General features: G+C 29.4%; 25 protein-coding genes and 1 rRNA gene. 7 read left to right on the top strand and 19 right to left on the bottom strand.

Annotation, left to right across the window (positions count from 1 at the left end; genetic code table 4):
• Positions 1-239: 239 nt before the first annotated feature.
• The 9 genes from rpmB to rpsL form a co-directional block, all read right to left on the bottom strand.
• Positions 240-431, bottom strand: a complete 192-nt coding sequence (gene rpmB / locus VBM89_RS02500; RefSeq protein ID WP_323188685.1) for a 50S ribosomal protein L28 — start codon at positions 429-431, stop codon at positions 240-242.
• 133 nt (positions 432-564) lie between these two features.
• The gene (locus tag VBM89_RS02505) at positions 565-2,499 is read right to left on the bottom strand and encodes a DNA topoisomerase IV subunit B (protein WP_323188686.1); all 1,935 of its coding nucleotides are present in this window, start codon (positions 2,497-2,499) and stop codon (positions 565-567) included.
• A gap of 40 nt (positions 2,500-2,539) precedes the next feature.
• Positions 2,540-3,397, bottom strand: a complete 858-nt coding sequence (ylqF, locus tag VBM89_RS02510; protein ID WP_257089194.1) for a ribosome biogenesis GTPase YlqF — start codon at positions 3,395-3,397, stop codon at positions 2,540-2,542.
• A gap of 7 nt (positions 3,398-3,404) precedes the next feature.
• The gene (locus VBM89_RS02515) at positions 3,405-3,665 is read right to left on the bottom strand and encodes a hypothetical protein (RefSeq protein WP_323176776.1); all 261 of its coding nucleotides are present in this window, start codon (positions 3,663-3,665) and stop codon (positions 3,405-3,407) included.
• A gap of 2 nt (positions 3,666-3,667) precedes the next feature.
• The gene (locus VBM89_RS02520) at positions 3,668-4,393 is read right to left on the bottom strand and encodes an RNA methyltransferase (protein ID WP_323188687.1); all 726 of its coding nucleotides are present in this window, start codon (positions 4,391-4,393) and stop codon (positions 3,668-3,670) included.
• Positions 4,374-4,916: a tRNA (cytidine(34)-2'-O)-methyltransferase gene (locus VBM89_RS02525; RefSeq protein ID WP_323188688.1), complete on the bottom strand. Its 543-nt coding sequence runs from the start codon at positions 4,914-4,916 to the stop codon at positions 4,374-4,376. The genes VBM89_RS02520 and VBM89_RS02525 overlap by 20 nt, the downstream gene beginning before the upstream one ends.
• Before the next feature lie 152 nt (positions 4,917-5,068).
• Positions 5,069-7,159: an elongation factor G gene (gene fusA / locus VBM89_RS02530; RefSeq protein ID WP_257089179.1), complete on the bottom strand. Its 2,091-nt coding sequence runs from the start codon at positions 7,157-7,159 to the stop codon at positions 5,069-5,071.
• A gap of 14 nt (positions 7,160-7,173) precedes the next feature.
• Positions 7,174-7,644 (bottom strand): 30S ribosomal protein S7, encoded by a 471-nt coding sequence (rpsG, locus tag VBM89_RS02535; RefSeq protein WP_257089177.1) that lies wholly within the window; start codon positions 7,642-7,644, stop codon positions 7,174-7,176.
• A gap of 50 nt (positions 7,645-7,694) precedes the next feature.
• Complete coding sequence (rpsL, locus tag VBM89_RS02540) at positions 7,695-8,111, bottom strand: 30S ribosomal protein S12 (RefSeq protein WP_323188689.1); 417 nt, start codon at positions 8,109-8,111, stop codon at positions 7,695-7,697.
• Between the two features lie 392 nt (positions 8,112-8,503).
• On the opposite strand from rpsL, the gene eno reads away from it, so the two are divergent.
• Positions 8,504-9,865, top strand: coding sequence for a phosphopyruvate hydratase (gene eno / locus VBM89_RS02545; protein WP_323188690.1), 1,362 nt, complete (start codon positions 8,504-8,506; stop codon positions 9,863-9,865).
• Between the two features lie 40 nt (positions 9,866-9,905).
• Here the strand turns inward: eno and plsY are convergent, their stop codons facing one another.
• Entirely contained in the window at positions 9,906-10,655 is a 750-nt protein-coding gene (gene plsY / locus VBM89_RS02550) for a glycerol-3-phosphate 1-O-acyltransferase PlsY (RefSeq protein WP_323188691.1), read from the bottom strand.
• 82 nt (positions 10,656-10,737) lie between these two features.
• On the opposite strand from plsY, the gene def reads away from it, so the two are divergent.
• From def to VBM89_RS02570, 4 genes are read left to right on the top strand one after another with little or no spacing between them, the layout of a single operon-like run.
• Positions 10,738-11,295: a peptide deformylase gene (def, locus tag VBM89_RS02555; protein WP_323188692.1), complete on the top strand. Its 558-nt coding sequence runs from the start codon at positions 10,738-10,740 to the stop codon at positions 11,293-11,295.
• 32 nt (positions 11,296-11,327) lie between these two features.
• On the top strand, positions 11,328-12,644 hold the full coding sequence (locus VBM89_RS02560) for a hypothetical protein (RefSeq protein WP_323188693.1): 1,317 nt from the start codon (positions 11,328-11,330) through the stop codon (positions 12,642-12,644).
• A gap of 2 nt (positions 12,645-12,646) precedes the next feature.
• Positions 12,647-13,579: an MSC_0882 family membrane protein gene (locus tag VBM89_RS02565; RefSeq protein ID WP_323188694.1), complete on the top strand. Its 933-nt coding sequence runs from the start codon at positions 12,647-12,649 to the stop codon at positions 13,577-13,579.
• Positions 13,579-14,166, top strand: a complete 588-nt coding sequence (locus tag VBM89_RS02570) for a DJ-1/PfpI family protein (protein ID WP_323188695.1) — start codon at positions 13,579-13,581, stop codon at positions 14,164-14,166. The genes VBM89_RS02565 and VBM89_RS02570 overlap by 1 nt, the downstream gene beginning before the upstream one ends.
• 74 nt (positions 14,167-14,240) lie before the next feature.
• On the opposite strand, the gene VBM89_RS02575 is transcribed toward VBM89_RS02570, so the two are convergent.
• The 5 genes from VBM89_RS02575 to VBM89_RS02595 form a co-directional block, all read right to left on the bottom strand.
• Positions 14,241-14,987, bottom strand: a complete 747-nt coding sequence (locus VBM89_RS02575) for a PQ-loop domain-containing transporter (RefSeq protein WP_323188696.1) — start codon at positions 14,985-14,987, stop codon at positions 14,241-14,243.
• A 120-nt stretch (positions 14,988-15,107) separates the two neighbouring features.
• The gene (locus VBM89_RS02580; RefSeq protein ID WP_323188697.1) at positions 15,108-15,935 is read right to left on the bottom strand and encodes an HAD family hydrolase; all 828 of its coding nucleotides are present in this window, start codon (positions 15,933-15,935) and stop codon (positions 15,108-15,110) included.
• Positions 15,936-15,939: 4 nt separating this feature from the next.
• Positions 15,940-16,272, bottom strand: coding sequence for a histidine triad protein HinT (gene hinT, locus VBM89_RS02585; RefSeq protein WP_323176764.1), 333 nt, complete (start codon positions 16,270-16,272; stop codon positions 15,940-15,942).
• Positions 16,272-17,501 carry a HinT-interacting membrane complex lipoprotein P60 gene (locus tag VBM89_RS02590; RefSeq protein ID WP_323188698.1) on the bottom strand — a complete coding sequence of 410 codons (1,230 nt, stop codon included), beginning with the start codon at positions 17,499-17,501 and terminating at the stop codon, positions 16,272-16,274. The genes hinT and VBM89_RS02590 overlap by 1 nt, the downstream gene beginning before the upstream one ends.
• Positions 17,501-19,654, bottom strand: coding sequence for a HinT-interacting membrane complex protein P80 (locus VBM89_RS02595; RefSeq protein ID WP_323188699.1), 2,154 nt, complete (start codon positions 19,652-19,654; stop codon positions 17,501-17,503). The genes VBM89_RS02590 and VBM89_RS02595 overlap by 1 nt, the downstream gene beginning before the upstream one ends.
• Before the next feature lie 89 nt (positions 19,655-19,743).
• On the opposite strand from VBM89_RS02595, the gene VBM89_RS02600 reads away from it, so the two are divergent.
• Positions 19,744-20,289: a hypothetical protein gene (locus VBM89_RS02600; protein ID WP_323177705.1), complete on the top strand. Its 546-nt coding sequence runs from the start codon at positions 19,744-19,746 to the stop codon at positions 20,287-20,289.
• Positions 20,290-20,345: 56 nt separating this feature from the next.
• On the opposite strand, the gene rrf is transcribed toward VBM89_RS02600, so the two are convergent.
• The 4 genes from rrf to rpmH all read right to left on the bottom strand — a co-directional run bounded on the left by rrf (position 20,346) and on the right by rpmH (position 23,057).
• A 5S ribosomal RNA gene (gene rrf / locus VBM89_RS02605) occupies positions 20,346-20,451 on the bottom strand.
• A 78-nt stretch (positions 20,452-20,529) separates the two neighbouring features.
• The gene (yidC, locus tag VBM89_RS02610; RefSeq protein WP_323188700.1) at positions 20,530-22,578 is read right to left on the bottom strand and encodes a membrane protein insertase YidC; all 2,049 of its coding nucleotides are present in this window, start codon (positions 22,576-22,578) and stop codon (positions 20,530-20,532) included.
• Positions 22,578-22,901 carry a ribonuclease P protein component gene (rnpA, locus tag VBM89_RS02615; RefSeq protein WP_323177707.1) on the bottom strand — a complete coding sequence of 108 codons (324 nt, stop codon included), beginning with the start codon at positions 22,899-22,901 and terminating at the stop codon, positions 22,578-22,580. The genes yidC and rnpA overlap by 1 nt, the downstream gene beginning before the upstream one ends.
• Before the next feature lie 9 nt (positions 22,902-22,910).
• Positions 22,911-23,057, bottom strand: a complete 147-nt coding sequence (gene rpmH, locus VBM89_RS02620) for a 50S ribosomal protein L34 (RefSeq protein WP_257089135.1) — start codon at positions 23,055-23,057, stop codon at positions 22,911-22,913.
• Positions 23,058-23,263: 206 nt separating this feature from the next.
• On the opposite strand from rpmH, the gene serS reads away from it, so the two are divergent.
• Positions 23,264-24,529: a serine--tRNA ligase gene (gene serS / locus VBM89_RS02625; protein WP_323188701.1), complete on the top strand. Its 1,266-nt coding sequence runs from the start codon at positions 23,264-23,266 to the stop codon at positions 24,527-24,529.
• The last annotated feature ends 9 nt before the right edge of the window (positions 24,530-24,538 follow it).

Below are 24,538 nucleotides of genomic sequence, written 5' to 3' on the forward strand. Positions count from 1 at the left end.
GTATTAGGCACACAGCCAGCGTTCATCCTGAGCCAGGATCAAACTCTCGAAAAAAATTGACTTGTCATGTCTTGTATATATCTAGTTTTCAAAGAACTTCTTTGCTATCAAAAGCATGAATATTATAACACTATTTTTTTTATTCAAAGCTTTTTTTAAAAAAATTAAAAAAAATAAATTACTTGATCAAGGTAATTTATTTTGATTATATGTTTAATTTAAAAGTATTAGAGAAATGATTAAATTAACCCTTTGTTTTTAAGAGTTTTTAATGTTTTTGCACTTACTCTTAATGTCATTTTTTGACCGTCTATTGTAACTCTAACTTTTTGTAAGTTAACATTAAATTTTCTTTTTGTAGCATTTAATGCGTGTGAACGTTTGTTACCTGATTGAGGTCCTCTACCTGTTAAAACGTCTCTTCTTGACATAATTTCTTCCTTTCTATAAGTAATAAATGTTTATAAACTTTTATTTAGTCTTTATAAAAAGAGTAAAAATAAAATTCTTTGATATTATAGCAAAAAACTTTATTTTATTGTTTTTTTATAAAAATCATTTTGCTTAATTAGATATGTTTAATTTTTCAATGAAATTATCTTCAAGTGTAAAGTTTACATTTTGATCAATTCAATATCTTCTGTTTTCAGCATTTTCTCCCATAAGAACTGAAACTCTTCTTTCAGCAATGAGAGCATCTTCAATTGTTACTTGAACTAATGTTCTTGTTTTAGGATCCATAGTTGTTTCTCACAATTGGTCAGCATTCATTTCTCCAAGACCTTTATATCTTTGGAGTTCATATGATTCTTTTATATTTTCCAGCATATCACTTAAATCATCTTCATCTCATGCATAAAGAATTTTTTTACTGCTCTTAAGAGTCACTTTATATAATGGAGGAAGTGCAAGGAAAATTTTTCCTTGTTCAATCATTTGTTTCATAAATCTATAAAAGAATGTTAACAATAGAAGTTGAATGTGAGCACCATCAGTGTCAGCATCGGTCATAATGATTATTTTTCCATATTGGGATTTTTCAATATCAAAATCTCTACCGTATCCTGCTCCAATTGCATTAATAATTGTGTTGATTTCTTCATTTTCAAGAACTTCAGACATTTTTTTCTTTTCAGAGTTAATCACTTTTCCACGTAATGGTAAGATAGCTTGAAATCTTCTATCTCTTCCACTTTTTGCTGAACCACCAGCTGAGTCCCCTTCGACTAGAAATAACTCATTTTGTTCATTATTTTTACCAGTCGCAGGTTTTAATTTGTCGCTTAAAATTAATTTTTCTTTACCTGTTTGCTTTGTTTTTCTACTTTCATCTTTTAATGATTTTTGTTTTTGTCTTAAATCATATGAAGATTCAATTTTATCTATGATTAATTTAGCTTGCTCTTTGTGTTCGCTTAATCAAGAATCTAAATATTTAAAGACAATTTCTTCAACAACAGGTTTTGCGTCTGGAGTTCCTAATTTATCTTTAGTTTGACCTACGAATTCAAGAATACTTTCAGGAATTTTTAAAGAGAGGACGCAACTAAGTCCTTCTTTAATGTCTGCTCATTCATAAATTCTTTGACCTTTAACTACATTTTCTTTTGACACAAAGTTATTAACTGATTTAACAAATGCAGTTTTTAGTCCAACCAGATGTGAACCACCATCACTTGTTTTAACATTGTTAACAAAACTAAGAATTGTATCTTCATATTGAGTTGTTCATTGAAAAGCAAAATCAACAGAGATACCTCTTTTTTCATCTTGAAATGAAATAGGTTTTGAAACTAAATCTTTTGAATCATTTAAAAAGTTTAAGAATGATTCAAGACCTTTAGTGTATTCATAAATTTCTGTTTTATCACTGTTTTGATCTCTTAAGATTATTTTTAAATTAGAAATTAAGAAAGCTCTTTCTTTAAGTCTTTCTGAAATTTTGTCAAAACTTAACTTAGCTCTTTTAAAAAGTGGATAATCAGGTCAGAAAGTCACTATTGTTCCAGTATTTTTAGATACACCTACCTCGTGAGTTCTTTGAAGGATTTTTTCTTGTTGAAATTCAGTTAAATAGATCTTTTTATCTCTCGAAACTTCGACAACAACTTTTGTTGATAAAGCATTAACAACACTAGCTCCAACACCGTGAAGACCTCCTGATGTTTTATACGCACTATCATCAAATTTTCCACCTGTATGCAATTCAGTGAAAGCAGCTTCTACAGCTGTTTTTGTTGAACCTTTAATTTTATCAACCGGAATACCACGTCCATTGTCTTGAACTGAAACACCACCATCATTTCTTAATGTAACAATTATTTCAGTTGCATAACCAGCTAGTGCCTCGTCGATTGAGTTATCTACAATTTCTCAAACTAAGTGATGTAAACCATGTACATCTGTTCCACCAATGTACATACCAGGTCTTTTTCTAACAGCTTCAAGCCCTTTTAATTGTTGAATATTACTTGCATTATATGTATTGTTTTGACTCATAGTTTAAATATTATAAAAGATTAAATAAAAAACATACGAATTAATCGTATGTAACTCCTTCTAAATTTTTAGCTCAATTTATAAAATGTTGGTAAGTTTTTACAGTGTCAATTCTTTGGTTTTCTTTATAAATTTTAAATCTTTCACCATAGCTAAATAATTGTGAGTAAATTTCAATATCATCTTGAGATGGTTTTAGACCTAATTGTTCTAATTTTTCTGGATAATATTTTGAAATTAATCCATAAAACTTCATTGAAACAACCTCTGGTGAGAAATTATCTAATTTAATAGCACCTGTGATTAATAATTTAACAGCAACTTCTTGATCTTCAAATTTAGGAAGCAAAATACCTGGTGTATCTAAAAATAAATATTCACCATTGACAACTCACTTATTTTCTCTGGTTACACCTGGATAGTTAGCGACTTTTAAAGTTTTTTTGTCTGAAACTAAATTGATAAGTGTACTTTTTCCACAGTTTGGAACACCAACAACAAATGATTTCATTCTGGTTATCAACATCCCTTTTTCTCTGTTTTTATTAATTCTTTCTTGTGAAAGTTTTTTAATTGTTTTTAAAATAACTTGTTTTGAAGATGATTTTCTAAGATCTAATCATAATAACGTTTCGTTTGCAAATCTTTTTTCAATTTTTGCTTTTTTGGATTGATCCATTAAATCTGATTTAGTAATAATGAACAATCTCTTTTTTTGTGGTGCAATTTTGTCAAAGTCTTCGTTATATGAACTAATTGGACATCTTGCATCTAAAACTACTATAAAAATATCAGCTAATGAAGCTTTTTCTTTTAATTCCTTGAAAGCCTTAGCCATATGACCAGGGAATCATTGAATTAAATTCTCATATTTTTGTTCTTTGTGTTCTAATTCCATATTTATCCTATTTATTTAATTTTTCCAGTTCTAATCTAAGTTTATTAACTTCTTCAGCAAGAATTTTATTTTCTTTGTAAAGTTCTTTATATTGAGCTTTATATAATTCTGTTCTTTCGGTTGATTCATTTATTTCATTAACAATTTCATTAATTTGTCTAATCAATTCATTTAAATGACTTTCAACTTCTGTTTTATTGTACCCTTCTAAAGATAAATGAAAGTTATAGTTTTTAATTTGTTCAATTAAATTATCGAATTTATTCATAATTACCCATTTCTAACTTTGTTCAACACAATTGCTGCAGCAGTTGCTACATTTAAACTTTCAAATGAAATTGGAATGTAAACTTTTTCATCAGATAATGAAGCAGCTTGTTTATCAATTCCTTTACCTTCGTTTCCTAAAATAATGACAATTTTTTCTTCTCTTGAAAAATCAATTTCATTTAACTTCTTAGCATTTGTGTCTAACATAGTTGCATATAAAATATAGTTTTGTTTTTTAAGTTCCTCTAAAATACCAATATTATTTGTCTTGATTAAATTTAAATCAAAAAGCGCCCCTTGTGAAGAACGAATAACTTTTGGATTAAAGTAATCAAAGTTTTGGATGATAACAGTATCAAAATCAAAGGCTCTTGCCAATCTAAAAATTGTCCCTACATTTCCAGGTTCTTGCAAATTATTTAAAAATAAAACTCTGTTACTAATTGATTTTGAGACATCAGGAAATTTACAAATACCTATAATCCCTTGTGGTGTAGATGTGTCTGATAAATAATTTAAGATTTCATCTGTGACTAAAATCGAATCAGCAAATTTATTTTTATTAACTACTTCAATTGTTTCTAGCAAAATACCCTTTTCTTTCGCTTCATTGACTAAGTGATAACCTTCAACTAAAAACTTAGATTCTTTACTTCTATATTTTTTATCTAAAAGTTTATAAACATCCTTGATAAACTGATTTTGCTTACTGGTTATTATTTTCATCATATTGTTCTAAGTAATGTTTTCCTTTTTCAACTTCAAATTTTGATAAATCTTTAAAATCAAGTTGTCTCATAACTTCAAAACCTAAAATAGCAACACAGTTAGCAAGATTAATTGAACGCATAGCTGAAACCATCGGTATTCTGATGCAATCTTCTAAATTATCTTTTAAGATTCTTTTATCAATACCTGTAGATTCTCTACCAAACATTAATCACACTTCACCAGTTTGTTGGTGAACTTCATTATATTTAACATTTGTATATGTCTCTAAACCATATCTAGTTACATAAAAGATTTTTTTATCTTTATACTTATTGTAAAAATCTTCATATGAGTCATGAATTTCATGTTGAATGTCGCTGAGCATTCTTCCTGCACCTGCTCTTTTAAGATATTTAGGATGAAGATCAAAACTTGTTGGTTTGATAATATGTAATTTTGCACCTAGTGCATAACAAGTTCTGATTATATTCCCTGTATTTGGGGCGATTTCCGGTTGATATAAAACTATATTTAACATAATACTATTATACATAGTATTATGATGCTGATTAATAACTCGTTGATTATTAAGTTAATTTTACTTTTGCAATAGTGTATAAGTTAAATAAGTAAAAAATAAAAGTAGGATATACCTACTTTTTTAAATTATTTAAAGTGAAAATTTAAATATTAATCTTCATCTTTATCTTGAATGTTTCTACGTTTAATAATTTCATCAGCAATTGATTTTGGAGTTTTTTCGTAGTGATCAAATTGCATTTGGTATGTTCCACGTCCACTTGTCATAGATCTAAGTTCTGTTGAGTAACCGAACATTTCTGAAAGAGGAACCATTGCTCTAACAATAACAGCTCCATCATTTCTTTGCTCTTGGTCGTTAACAAGTCCTCTACGTCTTGATAAGTCACCGATAACATCTCCGATGTGATCTGATGGAACAACTACTGAAACATCCATAATTGGTTCTAATAATACTGTACCAATTTTATCTTTTGCTTTTGTAAGTGCTTTAGAAGCAGCGATTTTGTAAGCCATTTCTGATGAGTCAACGTCGTGGTATGATCCATCAAATAATGTAGCTTTAACGTCGATCATTGGGTAACCAGCTAAAATACCAGCTGCCATTTTTTCTTCAAGACCTTTTTGAATTGATTTAATGTATTCTTTAGGAATTTTTCCACCAACAATTTTGTCCACGAATTCAAATCCACCATCTGGGTTTGGTTCGAATTTGATTCATACGTGTCCATATTGTCCTTTTCCTCCTGATTGTTTGATGTGTTTTCCTTCAACTTCAGCAGGAATTGTAATTGTTTCACGGTATGAAACTTGAGGTGCTCCAACTTTAGCTTTAACACCGAATTCACGTTTTAAACGATCAACAATAATGTCTAAGTGTAATTCACCCATTCCGGCAATAATTGTTTGACCTGTTTCTTCATCAGTATATGTTCTAAATGTAGGGTCCTCAGCAGCTAATTTTTGTAATCCTAATGATAATTTTTCTGTAGCAGCTTTTGATTCTGGTTCTAAAGCTTGTGAGATAACTGGTTCTGGGAATACCATTTTTTCAAGAACGATTTTTGGTGATTTTTCTCCGACTAATGTATCTCCTGTTGTTGTGTATTTAAGACCAACAGCAGCAGCAATATCTCCAGCTCTACATTCGTCAATTTCTACACGTGAGTTAGCGTGCATTTGTAAAATACGTCCAATACGTTCTTTTTGTTCTTTAGTTGTGTTGTATACGTAGCTACCTTTTTCAAGAACTCCACGGTATACACGGAAGAATGTTAATGAACCTACGTATGGGTCTGTCATAACTTTGAAAGCTAATGAAGAAAAGTCTCCATCGTCTGTTGCATTAACAAATATTTCTTTATCCCCATCGAAAGCAGGGATTGGTGGTACATCAAGTGGTGATGGTAAATAATCAACAACAGCGTCAATCATTCTCTTAACACCTTTGTTTTTGAATGATGTTCCACATACTACTGGGAAGAATTCTGATGTTAAAGTAGCTTTTCTAATTGCAGCTTTAAATTCTTCAACACTTAAATCTCCACCTTCAAGAACTAACATCATTAATTCTTCGTCAAAGTTAGCAACCGCTTCTAATAATTCTTGACGTTTTTCAGCAACGATGTCTTTTAAATGAGCAGGAATTTCTGTTGGAAATTCTTCTTCTTGTGGTTCTCCGTTGTATTTAATCGCTTCTAATGTAACAAGGTCGATAATACCTTCAAAATCTGATTCAGCTCCGATAGGTCATTGGATAGCAACTGCATTTCCACCTAAACGTTGTTTAACTGAAGCAACTGAAGCTGCGAAGTCAGCACCAGCTTTATCCATTTTGTTAACGTAAACAATACGAGGAACTTTGTAGTTTGTAGCTTGTCTTCAAACTGTTTCTGTTTGAGGTTCAACTCCTGATTGAGCATCAAGAACTGCTACAGCACCATCTAATACACGTAATGAACGTTCAACCTCAACTGTGAAGTCAACGTGTCCTGGTGTATCGATAATGTTAATTCTTTTTCCTTTTCAGAAAGCTGTTGTAGCAGCTGATGTAATTGTAATTCCACGTTCTTGTTCTTGTGCCATTCAGTCCATTTGTGAAGCACCATCGTGTGTTTCACCAATTTTGTGAATTTTACCTGTGTGGAATAAAATTCTTTCTGTAGTTGTTGTTTTTCCAGCATCAATGTGGGCCATAATACCGATATTACGGTAATCTTTTAATTCATATTCTCTAGCCATAAATAAACCTTAGACTATCATCTGAAGTGTGCAAATGCACGGTTAGCTTCAGCCATTTTGTGTGTATCTTCACGTTTTTTGATAGCTCCACCTGTTTTGTTTGATGCATCAATGATTTCATTAGCTAAACGAACATCCATTGTTTTTTCATTTCTTAATCTTGAGTATTGAACAAGTCATCTTAATGCTAATGTTTGTTTTCTACGAGGAGAAACTTCTGTAGGAACTTGGTAGTTTGTTCCACCGATTCTTCTTGTTCTGATTTCTAATTGAGGTGTAATGTTTTCAACTGCTTCTAAGAAAACTTCCATTGGTTCTCTTTGAGTTTTTTCTTTAATAATGTTAAATGCTGAATATAAAATATCTTGAGCAATAGATTTTTTACCATCTAACATAATTTGGTTAATTAACTTTGTAACAATAACAGAGTTAAAAACTGGATCTGCAAGTACTTCACGTATTGGGGCACTTTTTTTTCTTGACATATGTCCTCCTTATATTAATAATTATTGTGTGTATAAATTAATTTAAATTATTATTCTGATTTAGGTTTTTTAGCACCGTATAAACTACGTCCTTGGTTACGTTTTGCCACCCCAGCAGCATCTTGTGTTCCACGAACGATGTGGTATCTAACCCCAGGTAAGTCTTTAACACGTCCTCCACGGATTAAAACAACTGAGTGTTCTTGAAGGTTGTGTCCTTCTCCTGGAATGTAAGCTGTAACTTCCATTCCGTTTGATAATTTAACACGAGCATATTTACGTAATGCAGAGTTAGGTTTTTTAGGTGTCATTGTAGCAACACGAGTACATACACCACGTTTAAATGGTGAAGCCATTTTTTTAGCTTTTTTAATTAATGAGTTGTAGCTAACGCTTAAAGCAGGAGCGTTTTGTTTTTTAATTTTTGAGCTACGACCATGTGTAACTAATTGATTAGTTGTTGGCATTTTATGCTTCCTTTCGTTTGTGATTTGATAAATTTTAAGATTAATATTGTTAAGCTATTTATTTTGATAATAATTTAGCAAAGCAATTATATAACAACTTACCCGTGTGTATCAATATTTTTTAATTTTTTTATTTAGTTTTATTAATCCCTGAAAAAATACTTTTAACACTTAAACATAAATGTTTTGGTAGTTATATTGAAAGTTATTTTTAAGAATATCCAAGCTTAACAGAGTTTAAAAATCGAACAAAATTAAACAAAAATGTGAAATTAATCGCAGATAAACTTGCTAAAAGTATATAAATTTAAAAATGTTATAATTACATTACTTTTCTAAAAGAAAAGTTAATTAATTTAAATGTACATTAAAAATTAAATAAAGGAGACTAAATGTCAGCAATTAAAAAAATTCACGCACGTGAAATTCTAGACTCACGTGGTAACCCAACTGTTGAAGTTGAAGTATTCACAGAATTCGGTGGATACGGTATTGCTAAAGTTCCTTCAGGTGCATCTACAGGATCACGTGAAGCTCTTGAATTAAGGGACAAAGGTTCTGAATATGAAAGTAACTGATTTGGTGGAAAAGGGGTTATGTTAGCAGTTGATCACGTTAACAACGATATTGCTCCTTACATCGAAGGTATGGAAGTTACATTACAACGTGAAATTGATAGAAAAATGATTGAATTAGATGGTACAGAAAACAAATCTAAATTCGGTGCTAATGCTATCTTAGGAGTTTCATTAGCTGTTGCTAGAGCTGCTGCTAATGAATTACAAATTCCACTTTACAAATACTTAGGTGGATTTAACGCTCACGAATTACCAGTTCCTATGTTAAACGTTATCAATGGTGGAGAACACGCTTCAAACACAATTGACTTCCAAGAATTTATGATTATGCCAGTTGGAGCTAAAACATTCCGTGAAGCTTTACAAATGGCTAACTTTGTTTTCCATAACTTAGCTAAATTACTTAAAAAACACGGACACGGTGTTCAAGTTGGTGATGAAGGTGGATTTGCTCCAAACTTCAAATCACACGAAGAAGCTTTAGACTTCTTAGTTGAAGCTATTAAAGCAGCTGGATATGTTCCTGCTAAATCAGGTGAAAATGCTGTTGCTATTGCAATGGACTGTGCATCAAGTGAATTATATGAAGATGGTGTATACACATTCAAAAAATTAAAAGCAGCTGTTGAAAAACAATTACCTGGATTTGAACACTTAACAGATACTAAATTCACATATACATCAGATGAAATGTTAGATTACTTAAAACACTTAGTTGACAAGTACCCAATCATTTCAATCGAAGATGGGTTTGCTGAAGGTGACTGAGAAGGATTCAAAAAATTCACAGCAGAATTAGGAAACAAATTACAAATTGTTGGAGATGACTTAACAGTTACAAACACAGCAATTTTAAAACGTGCTATTGAAGAAAAATCAATGAACTCAATCTTAATTAAAATTAACCAAATTGGTTCATTAACAGAAACTTTTGAAGCTATCCAAATGGCTCAAAAAGCAAATATGACAGCAGTTATATCACACCGTTCAGGTGAAACAGAAGATACAACAATCGCCGATATTGCTGTTGCTATGAACACAGGACAAATTAAGACAGGTTCATTATCAAGAACAGATAGAATTGCAAAATACAACAGATTATTAGCAATTGAAGAAGAATTAGGTTCAGTATCTTCATTCAAAGGTAGAGAAGCATTCTACAACATTGAAAAATAATGATTTAATTTAAAAAAAATAGAGAGACTTTAAAATCTCTCTATTTTTTGTTACTTCTATCTAAAAAAGATAACTTTCTTTCCTGATTCTTAAAAATTCTAACTAAATTATCTCTGTGCATTATAACTATCAGTAGCACTGCTGCTATAAAGAAAATTCCACTAGTTAATTGATAATTATAAAGTGATGCGGTTGTATGTTGACTATACTCAGCAAGTCATTTCATATTAGTTGCTCAAGAAAGATCTGAACTTAAAAATCAGTGACCAAACATAATTACAGGTGTTATTAAAATAGCTGACACAATACTTGCTAATGAAACATATTTTTTTCAGAATAATACTGCAAAGAATATAACTGCAGCAATTGGTAAAAGTGCAATGTTGATTGAAATTAATAAACCAATTGATGTAGCAACTCCTTTTCCTCCCTTGAATTGGAAGAAAATAGGAAAACAATGCCCAACAACAACTCCTAAACCACATAAAATTGGAAATACATATAAGCTCATATTTAAACTATTTTTATTGATAGCCTTGCACAATCCATACGCAATTGAAACCATTAAAATTGTTTTAAAAATATCTATTAACAAAATGTACAGTCCTGCTTTTTTCCCTAGCACTCTAGAGGAATTAGTTGCTCCTGCGTTTTTTGAATGAAGCTGTCTAACATCTTTTTTAACAATTTTTCCTCATATAATTGAAGTGTTCAAGGAACCTATAATGTATCCAAAAATGAATAATAAAATATTGAACAAAATTGAATTGCTAAGTTGAATCGCTGTCATTGTCCCTCCTAATTAATTGAATATACTTCGTTAGCTAATTTATATTAAATTATAATTAATTTAATATATTATAATTAATATTATGAATAAAAAATTTAAAGTAGAAATCGTACAATTACCAGAAAAAGTACTTAGAAAAAAATCACAAGATGTACCTCTTCCGTTAACAGATGAGGATATTGAATTAGCTGAGAAAATGATTTATCACATTGATGATTCGCAAAAAGAGGGTTCTGAATTTAGAGCCGGAGTTGGAGTAGCAGCAGTTCAATATGGTGTTCTTAAAAATGTCTTTTATGTTTTTATACAAGATGAATTAGGTAACACAATTTATAAAGATATTTTATTTAACCCTGTTATTATTGCTAAAAGCGATAAGAAAATTGCACTTTCTGAAGGTGAGGGTTGTTTAAGTGTTTCTGAAGATTGACCAGATCAAGAAGGATATGTTTATAGATCTGAAAAAATAACAGTCAGAGCTTACAGCTATTTTGCTAGAGAATTCCAAAACTTAACAGTTGACGGATATTTAGCAATAGTATTTCAACACGAATTAGACCACTTAAACGGAATGTTATTTATCGATAGAATTGCTAAGAAAAACCCTTGAAAGAAACTACCTAAAGCTAAATTCTTGTAATTTAACTAACTAAAAAATATAGAAAGGAAAATATGCTTACATTTTTTGAAACTCAAGCATCATCAAGTAGTGAGTCATCGAACGCAATGGATAAGTTATATGACTTCTTCGCGAATTTGATGTCGTCTAAAATTTCAGACCCAACTATTTGAATGCCTATTTTAATTGTTACACTTGTTTTATTTTCATTTGTAACAGGTTGATTCTTAAGATGAAAATGAACTATTTTCAAAACAGTTTCAATAGTAATCACAATTATTGTTTCTGTTATTTTATCAGTAGCTCTTAAAGCTGCATTTGAGAAAAAGGCACAAGAAGATCAAAAATTTGAATCTGCATATGAAATTCTTACATTTGCAATAACATTCATTTCTTTAGGAGTTTACTGAGGCACCAGAGGATTTTTATGATTAATAATCGGAATCATTCATTTAGCAACAATAAAGAAAAGAAAAGAGAAAAATAAGAAAAGATCTAAATTCTCTAGAGCAGGTTTCGGTGGTTTATGAGGAATTACAAACGTAATTCTTACCTTACCCGGTTCATTATTACTTGCTAACGTAATTTCAACAATGGCACCCAACTCGAATAAAGCAAATAAAGCTACAGAACTTGGTGTTAAAATTATGACTGGTGGTCAAGGTTCATCTGTAACAAACTTGGCTTCAGGAATTTACTCAATGGTTCAATTATTTGTTGACTCAGAATTACATGATTTAGCAATTAAATTTATCAAGGATCCAAGTTCATTATCTAAAGATGATATCGAAAAATTACTTAAAAACTCAAACACTATTGCGGCTATGTTAGAAAATGAAAAATTTGTTGATATAGTTGCTAAAAACATTCCTACATTATTAGATGAAAAATCTAAAAATGAAATCGAAAACAATAGAGAGCTTGACGCTTACATTACAAAATATGAAGCTCAATTTATTGCAGCAAATCCTGGCTCAACAGTGAACTCAAGCGAACAAAATAAAGCAGACTTTACAAAATTTGTTGTTGATAAAATCAATGAAGAATTACAACAAAATTCAATTACATTAATTCCAGAAGAAGTCAAAAATGTCTTCGGAATGCTAGGGTTAGCAGCAGCTAAATCAGATAGTTCACAAGAGCAAAACTTATCAAAAATTGTTGATGCGATTTTAAAAATTAACTCAACAATCTCTGAAAAAACAAACACAGCAATTTTAGCTTCGGGAATTTTAGGAAACCTTAAAAACTCTGTTTTAAGAGATCTTAATAAACAAGAAACAACTGAAACCTTAGGCAACACAAATAATCAACCAAATACAGAGAATCATCAACCAGATGCAAATATGTCAACAGGAGCAAGTGAGTAATTATGAATAATCAAGAACAACAAAATCAAAATCCAGTTTCAGTTCAAAACTCATCTGGTTCAACTGGTGTTTATGCAAATCAAACACAAGTTCAAAATGTTGCCACAAACGAAGTTACTAATGTAAATCCAAAAAGCATAGTTCCTGAAAATATTCTTAAATTATTTAAAAGAGAGAGAAAACTAGCATTACTTTCTTTCTCGATATGATTTACCATTTTCTGTCTTTGTATAGTTGCTGCAATTATTAATTATTTTGTCAATACATTTAATTCACAACCACCTCATACACAAGGTATTGCTTGATACATTGGAATAAGCATTGTGTTCTTAATTTCATTAAGTTTATGAATTAAAGCTTTAACAAGACGTAAGTCATGAGTTAAAACTGAAGAAATAACCAAAAACAGTTACATTAACGGAACACAAATGAATGGTGTTCTTATTGCTGAAGCATACAGAGCAATTACACTCAAAATGCTTCGTTTAAGTTGAATTTATGCTTTCTTCTTAACATATACTGGGTTGTTCATTGCTGTAGTTTGCTTACTTTACTTTACATCTCCTTGAGAAGTAAATATGGGTCAAGAAGGTTCATGAATTTACATTAACTCAAAAGTTGAATGAACCGACATTTTAGACAATGCTTTTGGAAGCACTAAAAATATGCTCATTATTTTAGGAACTACAATAGCAGCTTCTGCGATTGTATTTACCGTTCTTAGAATTTACGATAGAAAAAGACAAGCTGAAATTAAATTAGCAATCTTAAACAACCCTGAAGAAGTTGTTGCTAAAACAAATACAGATAGAAGATTAGAGAATAAAGCTTGAATTAAAGCTTACATTATTGTTTTCATCTTAGTTGTATTATTACCTTTAACAGTATTCTTATACTTAATTTGAAAAGGTGTGATTAAAAGAGGTAAAAAATAATGAAACTTCTTGTAATAATTGAAGATAAATTTAATGACATAGAATTAAACACAACTTTATCTGTTTTAGCCGCTTCAGGCAAACTAGAATCAATTACTTATTATTCTCCAAACTTAAAAGAAGCTTCAGGACAATTTAATATTGTGAAAATAACAAACATTGTTAATTCAGTTAATTTAAATGAATTTGATTTAATGTTCGTACCTGGTGGTAGAGGCTGTCAAACACTTAGACAAAATCAGCAGTCATTAGAATTAATTAACAAATTCTTTAATGACCTTAATAAACCTCTTGCAGCTATCTGTGATGCACCAAACGTTTTAGCTGAATTTAATATAATCAAAGAACAAAAATACGTTTCATTCTTTTCTGAATGAAGTAAGCCATTCTGAAAAGATGGAAAAATAATTAACTCTAACAATTGAAAACAATCTCCATTCACTAATATAGATAGGAACCTTATTACAGCGTCAAATGCAACTGCTTCATTAGATTTTGGGTTTGCTATATTAGAATACTTTTATGGTGAAGACTCCTCTGATACTGTACGTTCAAACATGACTTTTGGGAAGCTTACACAAATATAATCAAAATTACCTACACAATATTTGTGTAGGTTTTTTGTTAAAAAAACAACCAAAATTGGTTGTTCATTCAATTATTAAGCACGGTGTGAATGTCTTACTGTTGTTTTTTGTGTTGTAAATTTATCGTGTAATGTAAATCCTAATTGGATTGAGAATAGTGTTAACGAAATTGATTGTCATACTAATCCACCGATAGCTGATGTGATTGACTCTCCACGAGATTCATTAATAAGGATTAATAAGATTCAATAAACTATTCAAATAATGTTGTTTACAACATATAAAACATACATTCAGTATGAAACACCTTGTCATTGTTTTGTTTTAAACGATGTTATTAACTGAGGTAAGAAAGCAAATGTAGTAAATGCTGGGAAAATGAATCCCATAACAGTTGAAATTGAAGAAGCTAATTTTCCAATTATATATGGAGCATCTGCGCTACCATTTCTACCGTAATCAATAATGTAAAATACAGTAAATATTCCAGCGATAATTCATGTAGCTAAAACAGCAAGATAACCTTGTAATTTTTGTTTCTTAGTAAATTCTTTTTTGTAGTAGTAAAGTAAACCTGTCATAATTCCGTTTACAAGTATACCTACTCCATCTGCGACCATAACAGTTATGAATTTTTCATTATTCGCATCTGTTGCACCTCAAATTACTCAAAGTAAAATCCCAATATGGAAAATTCAGAATGACACAAAGTTAACAGGTCCTGTCTTTTTATCTTTAAGAATTTTCAATAATTGAGGAATACTTAATGAGATAACAGTAATCGCACAAATTCATTTAATAATTTCAAATGCAGTTGACATAGTATTCCTTTCAAATATAAATTGTTTCCTTTAATATGATGTATATTTTATATTATTTTTTATTTTAAGTAAATTAAAATAAAAAAGCACAAAATGTACTTTTGTGCCTATGTATAGGTGTTAAAAGTTTTCTGAAATGAATTGTCCAATTGTGTTTGTGTCATTGTCGCCAATAACAAAGTTAGCAGCTGATTTTGCTTCAATTGTTGCGTTTCCCATAGCTACACCCACGTGTGCTTCAGAAAGCATATGAACATCATTTCCACTATCACCAAATGCTACAACTTGATAATCTTTTAATTGTTCTAATTCAACAATTTTCATAATTCCAGCTCACTTAGAAATATTTTTAGGGTTAATATCTGTGTAAACTGAGTTTGTTAAGTAAACTTCACAATCAAAATCTCTTAAACTATTCATAATGTTTTCTGTAGCATCTTTAGCATTGTATGCTTGGTTTCTCATGGCCATTTGAGTTATTTTTGTTTCAGGATTACTGATTGCTTCTTTTACTTCTTCAATTGTAGCTTCATTAAAAATGTTCATATTTTTAACTTGCTGTGGTGACATTCATTTTGGATAAGTTCCATTAGGTAAAATTGAACCATTATAGTTATTTCCATCAACCGAAAGAACTAAATCATATTTAAGTGCATGTGCGTGAACTGTATCTAACATTTCTTTTGATAATTCACCTAATGTGTATGTTGTATTAGTTTTCATATTGTGAACTAATGCACCATTTGAACACACTAAATAATCAACAAATTTGAATGTATCGTGATTTAATGCAAGCATCTTAACTAAACCACGACCTGTTGCAATAACAATTTTATTTCCTTTAGCTTGCTCTTGAAGTAAAACTTCTTTTGTTGAAGGGTGAATTGTTTCGCTTTTTGTAAATAATGTACCATCTAAATCGAATGCAAATATTTTTGTCTGCTGCATAATTCTATTCTCCTTGTTCTTTGTATGGAATGACGTGAATGTGTGTATGGAACACAACTTGTCCTGCTTCTTTACCTGTGTTGATTAATATTTTAAAACCTGGGATGTTGTTATCTATAACTCTCTGTTTAGCTAACATTCTAGCAACCTTCATAGCGTGTAAGAAAGTTGCTTCATCGTGTTCTAAAATATTAGATTTCTGCTCTTTAGGAATAACTAAGAAATGCCCTTCTTGTTGTGGAAATGCATCTAAAATCGCAATAACAACATTATCTTCATAGATGATGTTTGAAGGAATTTCTCTTTTAATTATTTTTGTAAAGATTGAATCATTCATTATTCAAGACCTGCTGTTTTATCTTTAAGTTCATCAATAGATAAAATTTTGTAACCCATTGTAATGTAAGCTGCTTTTGCATTTTTGTATAAGTTTTCATCACTGATTGAAATGAAGATAGCTAATTTATCTAATGAATCTTTGTAAATTGTTTGGTCGAATGATAAAACTGTTTTTTCTTCTTTTGTTCCGTTTTCAGCTGCATCAACTTTAATTTTTTTAGCAACCGGAACAATTTTAGCAAAGTAAGCTACTTCAACTTTTTTACCATCTTTTGAAACAGGAATTGCTTCAGCTAATTGTCCATTTTCATCAACTGAAACTAATTTACCATTTGTTAAGTTATAGAAACCAACTAAATTTTCAGGTGATGTTACTTTTAATAATTCATCAACAGTATAGTCTGATTTGTAAGGGTTAGATTTAATACCTTGGTATCCACCCATTGTAGCTTCAAATTCAGCTTTAGCAGGAACATTATTGAAAATTAAATCTGCTGTTGCAATGTTTTGAGCTTCTTTAGAATTCTTTAATAAGTTATTGTAATCTAAAACGTGTTTAATAACTTTATTAGCATCTGTATACATTTCATTTACATTGTCATTTGTGTAACTTCATAATTGAACTGTTTTATTTGAGATAACATATTTAATTAAGTTAAATTGCTTGTTATCGTATTTTTTACCATATAAATTAAATGAACTTGGATCAATTTTTTCTAATGTAACAACATCTGAAATAAAGAAGTAGTTTTTAACTAAAAGAAGTTTATTAACAGTGAAAGCCACATTTGTATTTTCGTTGTTGTATAAGATTTGGAATTGTTCATTTGTTAAGTTAATGTTGTAAACATCTCTATATAAAGCGTTCAATGCAGCTAATTCAGTTTCATTGAAAATTCCGTTTGATTTTCACTTGTTTAATTGAGTAGCTAAATATAAGTTATTCTTTTGTGATTCTGTAGCTAAAAATCCCTTGTAAGCAATTAGAGCTTCATTAAAGAATTTTTCATTTGAAAGTAAGTTTGTATCTTTTTCAACTTTGTATTGGTCTTGTAAAACTGATTTTAATCATAAGTTTTCTGCAATAGTTGAAACTGCTGGTTTATCAAATAAAATGTTTTGTTTATTTTTTTCTTCTGTGTTTTTATCAACCCCACATGAAAGTGCAACTAATGGTGTGAAAGCAACTGGTGCTAAATATAAAGATTTTTTAAATATATTTTTCATTATTTGCCCCCTTCATTTTTTTTGAAGATTGAATAAACTAAGTCATTAATAACTTCAATAGCTTTTTTATCGCTATATACATTATCGTTATGGTTGTAAACTATTTTTGTAAGACCTTTATCAACTATAAAGTTGTAACTGTTTCCATAGTTTAATTGTTTTTGAATGAACTCACTTACTGATGTTAATACTGAAATTAATTTGCTTGTGTCTTCTCCACTTTTTACACTAGTAGCTTTTGCTTGCAAGCTTGCTACATCAGCATCTGTATAGTTTGCTCCTGTAGTTGTATTTGTTTTTGTTTTAAGTTCTGCAATAAATTTTTCATCGCTTAAAGCTAATGAAAGAATTTGTGAACTTGATAAGTTATTTGAAATTTGTGCAGGTGTGTTGAAGTATGAAACATTTCCTAAAGCTAAGTTTTTAGCATCCTCAGCAATAAATTGCTTGAATTTATCTAATTCTGTAATTTGTGAATATCTTACAATTTGCACATTACTATCTGTAATTATCATAAATGCATCTTTCATATCTGATAATTTAAACACATAAGGAATTAATGGATTATTTGTTGTTTGTGCATCTTGCACTTTTGAAAATATATAGTCAGCAATAACTTTGTTAATTGTGTTAAATCTTGATGGTTCAAATTTTAAGTCTTCTAACTTCTTATCGATTTGAACATCGTAATCTTTAACAATTTTTGCTGCTTCATCAAAGTTTGTAGCTGATGTTAAATCAGGTTGCTCAAGAATGTTTAAAGCACCTTTGATTGCATCAATTAATTCTTTTAATGAGAATTCAGGTAAGTTATTTTGTTCGTTAGCGAAAATTGAAGTTGCATTTACACCTAATGCAAGATCTAAATCTTTAGTAAATAAGTTGATGTTTGATGTTAAACCTGGTGTTGCTAATTTTTCAACATCAGAATTTGTGATTGATGATAAGAAGTTTTTATATTTTTGAACTCTACTTACAAATTCTTCTTTAGTTTCATTTTCTTTTTGGAACGCATATTCTTCTGCTTTATTAAATTTTGTTAATGATGCAACGTTTGATTCTGCAATAAATGAATCAGCTGTTGGAGTTACATTTCATTTTAATAAGTTAAATAATTTCACTTTGTCATCGTCAGATGAAATTTTTCACGGATAAACTACATCATTTTTAGAAATGGTTCCTGCTAATTTGTAAACCGTAGGAATGATGATATTGTTTTTGTTGAAGTATTCAGAAATGAAGTTTGCTGGTGATTTGAGTTCTGTAATGAATGATTTTGTTGTTAATAAAGTAACTTTTGTCGAATCTGCTGATGGAGCAAAGTAATTAACATTTTCTTCTAGATATGGGAAAACTTTGTCACCTTTACTGAATAATTTAATTGGTTCACTGTTTTCACCTTTAACTTTGTTTCCGTTTTTATCAAGTTTATAAATATCTTTTGTAGCAGTTCTATTTACAAATGTTCTATCAACAACTTTGTATTCTAATTGATATCTACGTGTAGCAATTTCTTCAACTTGTTTGAATAATAAGAAATTTGTTGCATCTGTTTCATTAGCTGAATTTCCGTATTCATCTTTTTTAAGTTCTGCAAAAAATTGTTTTTCTCAATTTTGGAAACCATAAACTTTTTTGAAGTTAACTTTTAAATCTTCAAATTTAGCTTTAATTTGTCTTTTGATTTCATCTAATGATTTAAGTTCGATTGAATTGTTAACTTCTTCATCATTTTGAAATGAACTATTGTAAATGTTTTGATATTGAATTGATGCTTCAACTTCTTGTTCATACATATAGAAAATTGCTTCTCTGTATGCATTTTTGATTTCTTCTGAAACTTCTTGACTTTGTGATTTTACTAAATCTGTTAATTTACCAACTGTTAATGAGTTAAGTTCATTACCTTTTGCATCATTAACAACAAAAGCAGATTTTTCCCCATCAACTGGTTGAATGTAGTTGACCTTTGTAGTTGTAATTGTTAAAGGAATTGTGATAGATGCAATAACTCCAACTGTTAAAGCAGAAAAAATACCGATTAAGGTTTTAGATCTTTTTGATTTGTTAGTTGAAGTTTTATGTTTCTTCTCGTCGTGTCTATCATTTAACTCAACTAAACGTTCAAAGAATGATTTTTGTCTTTTAGCCATTAATACCTCTTAGTTTTATAAAATTTATTTATTATGTAATAATAAATATTGTTTTAATTATATCAAATTTAATTTATTATAATTTCACTATGAAACAAGCAGAAATTAAAAATGTTTTTGAGGAATTGCTCAAAATTAGCAAGGAAGAAAAATTCATTTTTTCCCTATTCTCTAGCACTTTAAGTCAAATTAAAGAGAAAAAAGAGTTAACTAAGCCAATTCAAATCGTGATTGATGTTTATGCATTTTTGAAATTAAAAAACAAGTTTCCTGAGTTAATTAATATCTCTAATAAAATGAATAAAAACGAGAAATTTCTGCCTATTTTTTCTTTAAATAACACTGATATTATCCTTAATTTGCTGATTCAATCAACTGATAATAATGCTAAAAAGATTAATTTAGCTAAGAAAATTGTCGAAAAAGAAAATAACAAACAAAATCAATATTGTCATGAATTAATTGAAGTTTTGTTTTCACAAAACCCAAATACAAGGTTTTTAATTTCTAGAGATAAGGAAGCTAAATTAGTTATTTCTAGAGTTAAAAATCTTAACCCGAACTACTATGATGTAATTGAATTTGATGATTTAAAACTTCCTTATTTTCATATAGAAAATGTTGATTTAGATTAAAAACACCACCTGAAAAGGTGGTTTTAAATTATTATTTTTATAAAAAGGTATAAAAAAAGCAGCGGCTCCCTATTTTCACTGTAAAGCTATCTTCGGCACTAAAGGGCTTAACTACTGAGTTCGGAATGGATTCAGGTGATCCCCTTTGCTATAACCACTGCATATATTATAACACTATTAAAATAAAGTCAAGTAAATTTTTTATTTTTTTAATGCTTATTATTTAAATGAAAAAGTTATTTATCGAGTTTTCTTATTTATGAATTTCTCTTTAAATTTCTTAGAATGTATGAGTTTGTGAATAATTAATGTTTGCATAATTGTTCATATTGAACCGAATAATCAATAAACTTGAACACCAGCTGTAAAAATTAAGGTAATTGCTGTGAACACAAGCATCATAATCTTTTGTGTTCTTTCAGATTTCTTAAGTGCTTCAGCTTCTGCAATTGTTGTTTTACGTTTCATTTTCTTTCTATTAAGAAGTCTTGGTAAGAAGCTTGAAAGTAATTGGAACCCAACAACAAGCACTAAAATTCATAAGTAAACTCATTCTCCCTCAAACAATCTCTTATATGATGTTGAGGCGAAGTTAATACCAAGCCATGTTGTTTGTTTGATTTCAGGAATACTTTGAATAACTCTTCACATAGCAAGGAAAATTGGCATAGTAAGTAACATATTTCCAAATTGGTCTAATGGATTTATGTTGTATTTTGTATATAAAGCTTGAATCTCTTGATTTTTCTTAAGTTTCATAGCTTTATTATCTTCTAAACCTTTATATTTAGCTTCAATAGCAGCTTTTTTGTATTTAAGTTCTTCCATTACCGATTGCATTACGGTTGTTCTAAATGTAAATGCAAGTGTAATAAGACGTGAAATAATGATTGCAACTATAATTGAGATAACAGAAGCTCATCCAAGCATATCAGGCATTGATTGACGCATTGATTGCACCAACACTGAAAGTGGATATACTAATAAACCGTAAAATGGTCCATATTTTCAAGCTTCCCCTCAAGTTGTAATAGCTTGTAATGGTAAATCACCTCTTAAAGGAAGTGTGTTAATGTTTTCAGAATAAAGAATATTTGTATTGCAGTCATATTTATCAGTTCTATTTAATTTGTATTGATTTTGAACTTGTTCTCTTCTTTCTTTATATTCTTCAGAAGATGAGTTAGGAACTTCTCCATTAAAGAACCCTAATTCATTCATGTATGACTGCATTGTATTTTGATATTCAATAAGCAATTGGTATTGTTCTTGAGTTAAGGTAAATAATGTGTTATTGTGTTCTGAGATATTTTCTTCTTTAACATTTGCTGGAATGTTATCAACTAATTCTTTAATAAATAAAGAAGGTTCTTTTCCTAATTTTGTAGCAAATTTAGATCCTTCACCAAATGAATATGTATATAACATTTGGAGAATATCTCGAGCAAACTTATTAGAAACAGATTCTTTTTCTGATGTGTAGTTATAAATTTTTTGAATACCTGAAATGTATGTAATTTCGTATTCTTTTGCATCAGTAAGAACAGGGATTATTTTATCTACTTCTTGTTTACCATTGACTTCCTTGTATTTTTTTTCTGTTTTGAAAGTCATGTAACTTTGAAGTTTACCTTTATCGTAGTTATTTTTTTCATCTTGTGGGAAAGTGAATGGGAAAATAAAGATATCTGTAGGTTCTTTTACAAAGTTGTAAGTTTTATCAGATGCTGTTGCAAATAAATAATTTTTAGCATCATCTGAACCTGTGTAAATTAATTTGAATTTTTCATCAAATTTGTAACCTGCGTTTTTAAGAATTTCAGAATTAAATGGAATTCTTAAAACAGACATGTATCCACCAGGGATACCATATTCACCCTGATGTGATTTTGTTTGTTCTCTAAGTTTGTTTAATATCTCTTTATCAGTAACAAAAATGTTTGATTCAGTATCAAGTGCTAATCTGTCGTATTCAAATACTTTAGATGTTTTGTTTTCTCCATTTGGATCTTGAAGTGTTACTAAATCTCTTTTTTGATTTGTGCTCTTTAAAGTATTAACTCTAGGTGCTATGTCACCTTTATCTCTATAAAACTCAAGTCCGTTACCTACGTTGTAAGAGTTTTTAATAACAAAGGATTGAACACACCCTGTTACAGTAAGTCCAAAAATTAACACATAGAAAACTATTTTTAATCATTTAAGGATTTTTTTAGTTAACTCTTTACGGTTGGTTTTCGGATCGTTACCATTAGTAAAGTATGAAAAATTTTTTGCGTTTTTCTTCATTATTTAAATTTCTCAAAGAGTTTTGCTATATGTTGTTTTTTGATAGCAAAATCTTCCTTCATAAATTCTTTACGAACAATTAAAACAAAATGATATTTGAGGTGATATAAATTCAGCTCATGCATAATTGCTCTTAATTGTCTTTTAAAAAAATTACGACCTACAGCTTTTGCGAATTTTTTTGGAACCGTAATTCCTGCAGCGAAGTTTTTACTTTTCTTGAAATAGATGATTAAATATCTATTTGAAACAAAGTTACCTTGTCTTGCATTAATTACATCTTCAAATTCTCAATTCTTCTTTAGTCGATATTGTTTTTTCATTGTTTAGAATTATTTATCAGAAACTGTTAATCTTTTTCTACCTTTAGCTCTTCTTCTTGCTAATACTTTTCTACCATTTGCTGTTTTCATTCTAGCTCTAAAACCATGAACCTTAGCATGTTTACGCTTGTTTGGTTGATAAGTTCTTTTACTCATAATTTCCTCCTTATGTGAATAATTTTATATTTTATATAAGCGTGTTTAAATTATAGCAAATGACTAATTTTTTAGCATCTATTTTTTTAGTATCATTTTTTGAATTATTTTGCTTAATTTAAGGGTTAAAAAATCTATTTTCAACATAATAATTCATTAACTCTTTATTAATGTATAATTTAAACAATTTAAATTACGAGGTCAAAATGCTAGATATAAAATATGTTTTAAATAATGAAGAAAAAGTAAGAAAAAACCTACAAAACAGAGGTTTCAAAATTGAAATTTTTGATGAATTTGTTTCATTAGCTAAACAAAGAGGTAGCGTGATGAAACAATCACAAGATAAAAAAAGTGAATTAAACAATCTTTCAAAACAATTTGGTTTATTTAAAAACGATAAAGATAAATTAGTTGAATTAAAAGCACAAATTGAAGTAGTTAAAAATGAAGATTTAACTTTATCTAACCAAGAGCAGGAGTTAAATAGAAGAATTAATGAATTAATTTTACAAATCCCTAACGAAACTTTAGAAGAAGTTCCTGTTGGAGAAGATGAAAATCAAAATGTAATCATTAAAATGCATGATAAATTAGGTAGAGGCCTTGTTAAAGATGTGTTGCCTCACTATGAAGTCGCTAAAAATTTAGGTATCTTAGATATTGAAAGAGCTGTTAAATTATCAGGTTCAAGATATGTAATTTATAAAAACAATGGTTCAAAATTAGTTCGTGCATTAATTTCATTTATGTTGGATTCACACACTTCAAAAGGTTATGAAGAATTCACAACACCTGTAATTGTTAAAGATAAAATGTTATACGGAACAGGTCAATTACCTAAATTCAAAGAAGATTTATATAAATTAGAAGGATTAGATGAATATTTAATCCCTACTGCTGAAGTTACATTAACAAACATTTACAATGATGAAATCATTGACTTATCAACTCCTTTTAGAGCTACAGCATATACAGAATGTTTTAGATCTGAAGCAGGAAGCTCAGGTAAAGATACAAAAGGTATCTTAAGACAACATGAATTTAAGAAAATTGAACTTGTAAAAGTTACATCTGCAAAAGATGCTATGGTTGAGTATGAAAAAATGGTTGAAGATGCTAAAGATGTGCTTGAAAAATTACAAATTCCTTATAGAGAATTACTTTTATGTACTGGTGACTTAGGATTTTCTTCAAGAAAAACAATTGACTTAGAATTATGATTACCTTCAGAACAAAGATATAGAGAAACATCTAGTGTAAGTTATATGGGTGATTTTCAAGCTCGTAGAGCTATGATTAGATATAAAAATGATGAAGGTAAAACTGAATATGCTCACACAATGAATGGTTCAGGTTTAGCTGTTGATAGAGTAATTGCAGCTATCTTAGAAAACTACCAAAACCCTGATGGAAGCGTCTCTATTCCTGAAGTTCTTGTACCATATATGGGTGGATTAAAAACATTATAGTAACGCTTA

The organism is Mycoplasma sp. 1199 (assembly GCF_034863365.1).
GTDB lineage: Bacteria > Bacillota_I > Bacilli_A > Mycoplasmatales > Metamycoplasmataceae > Mycoplasmopsis.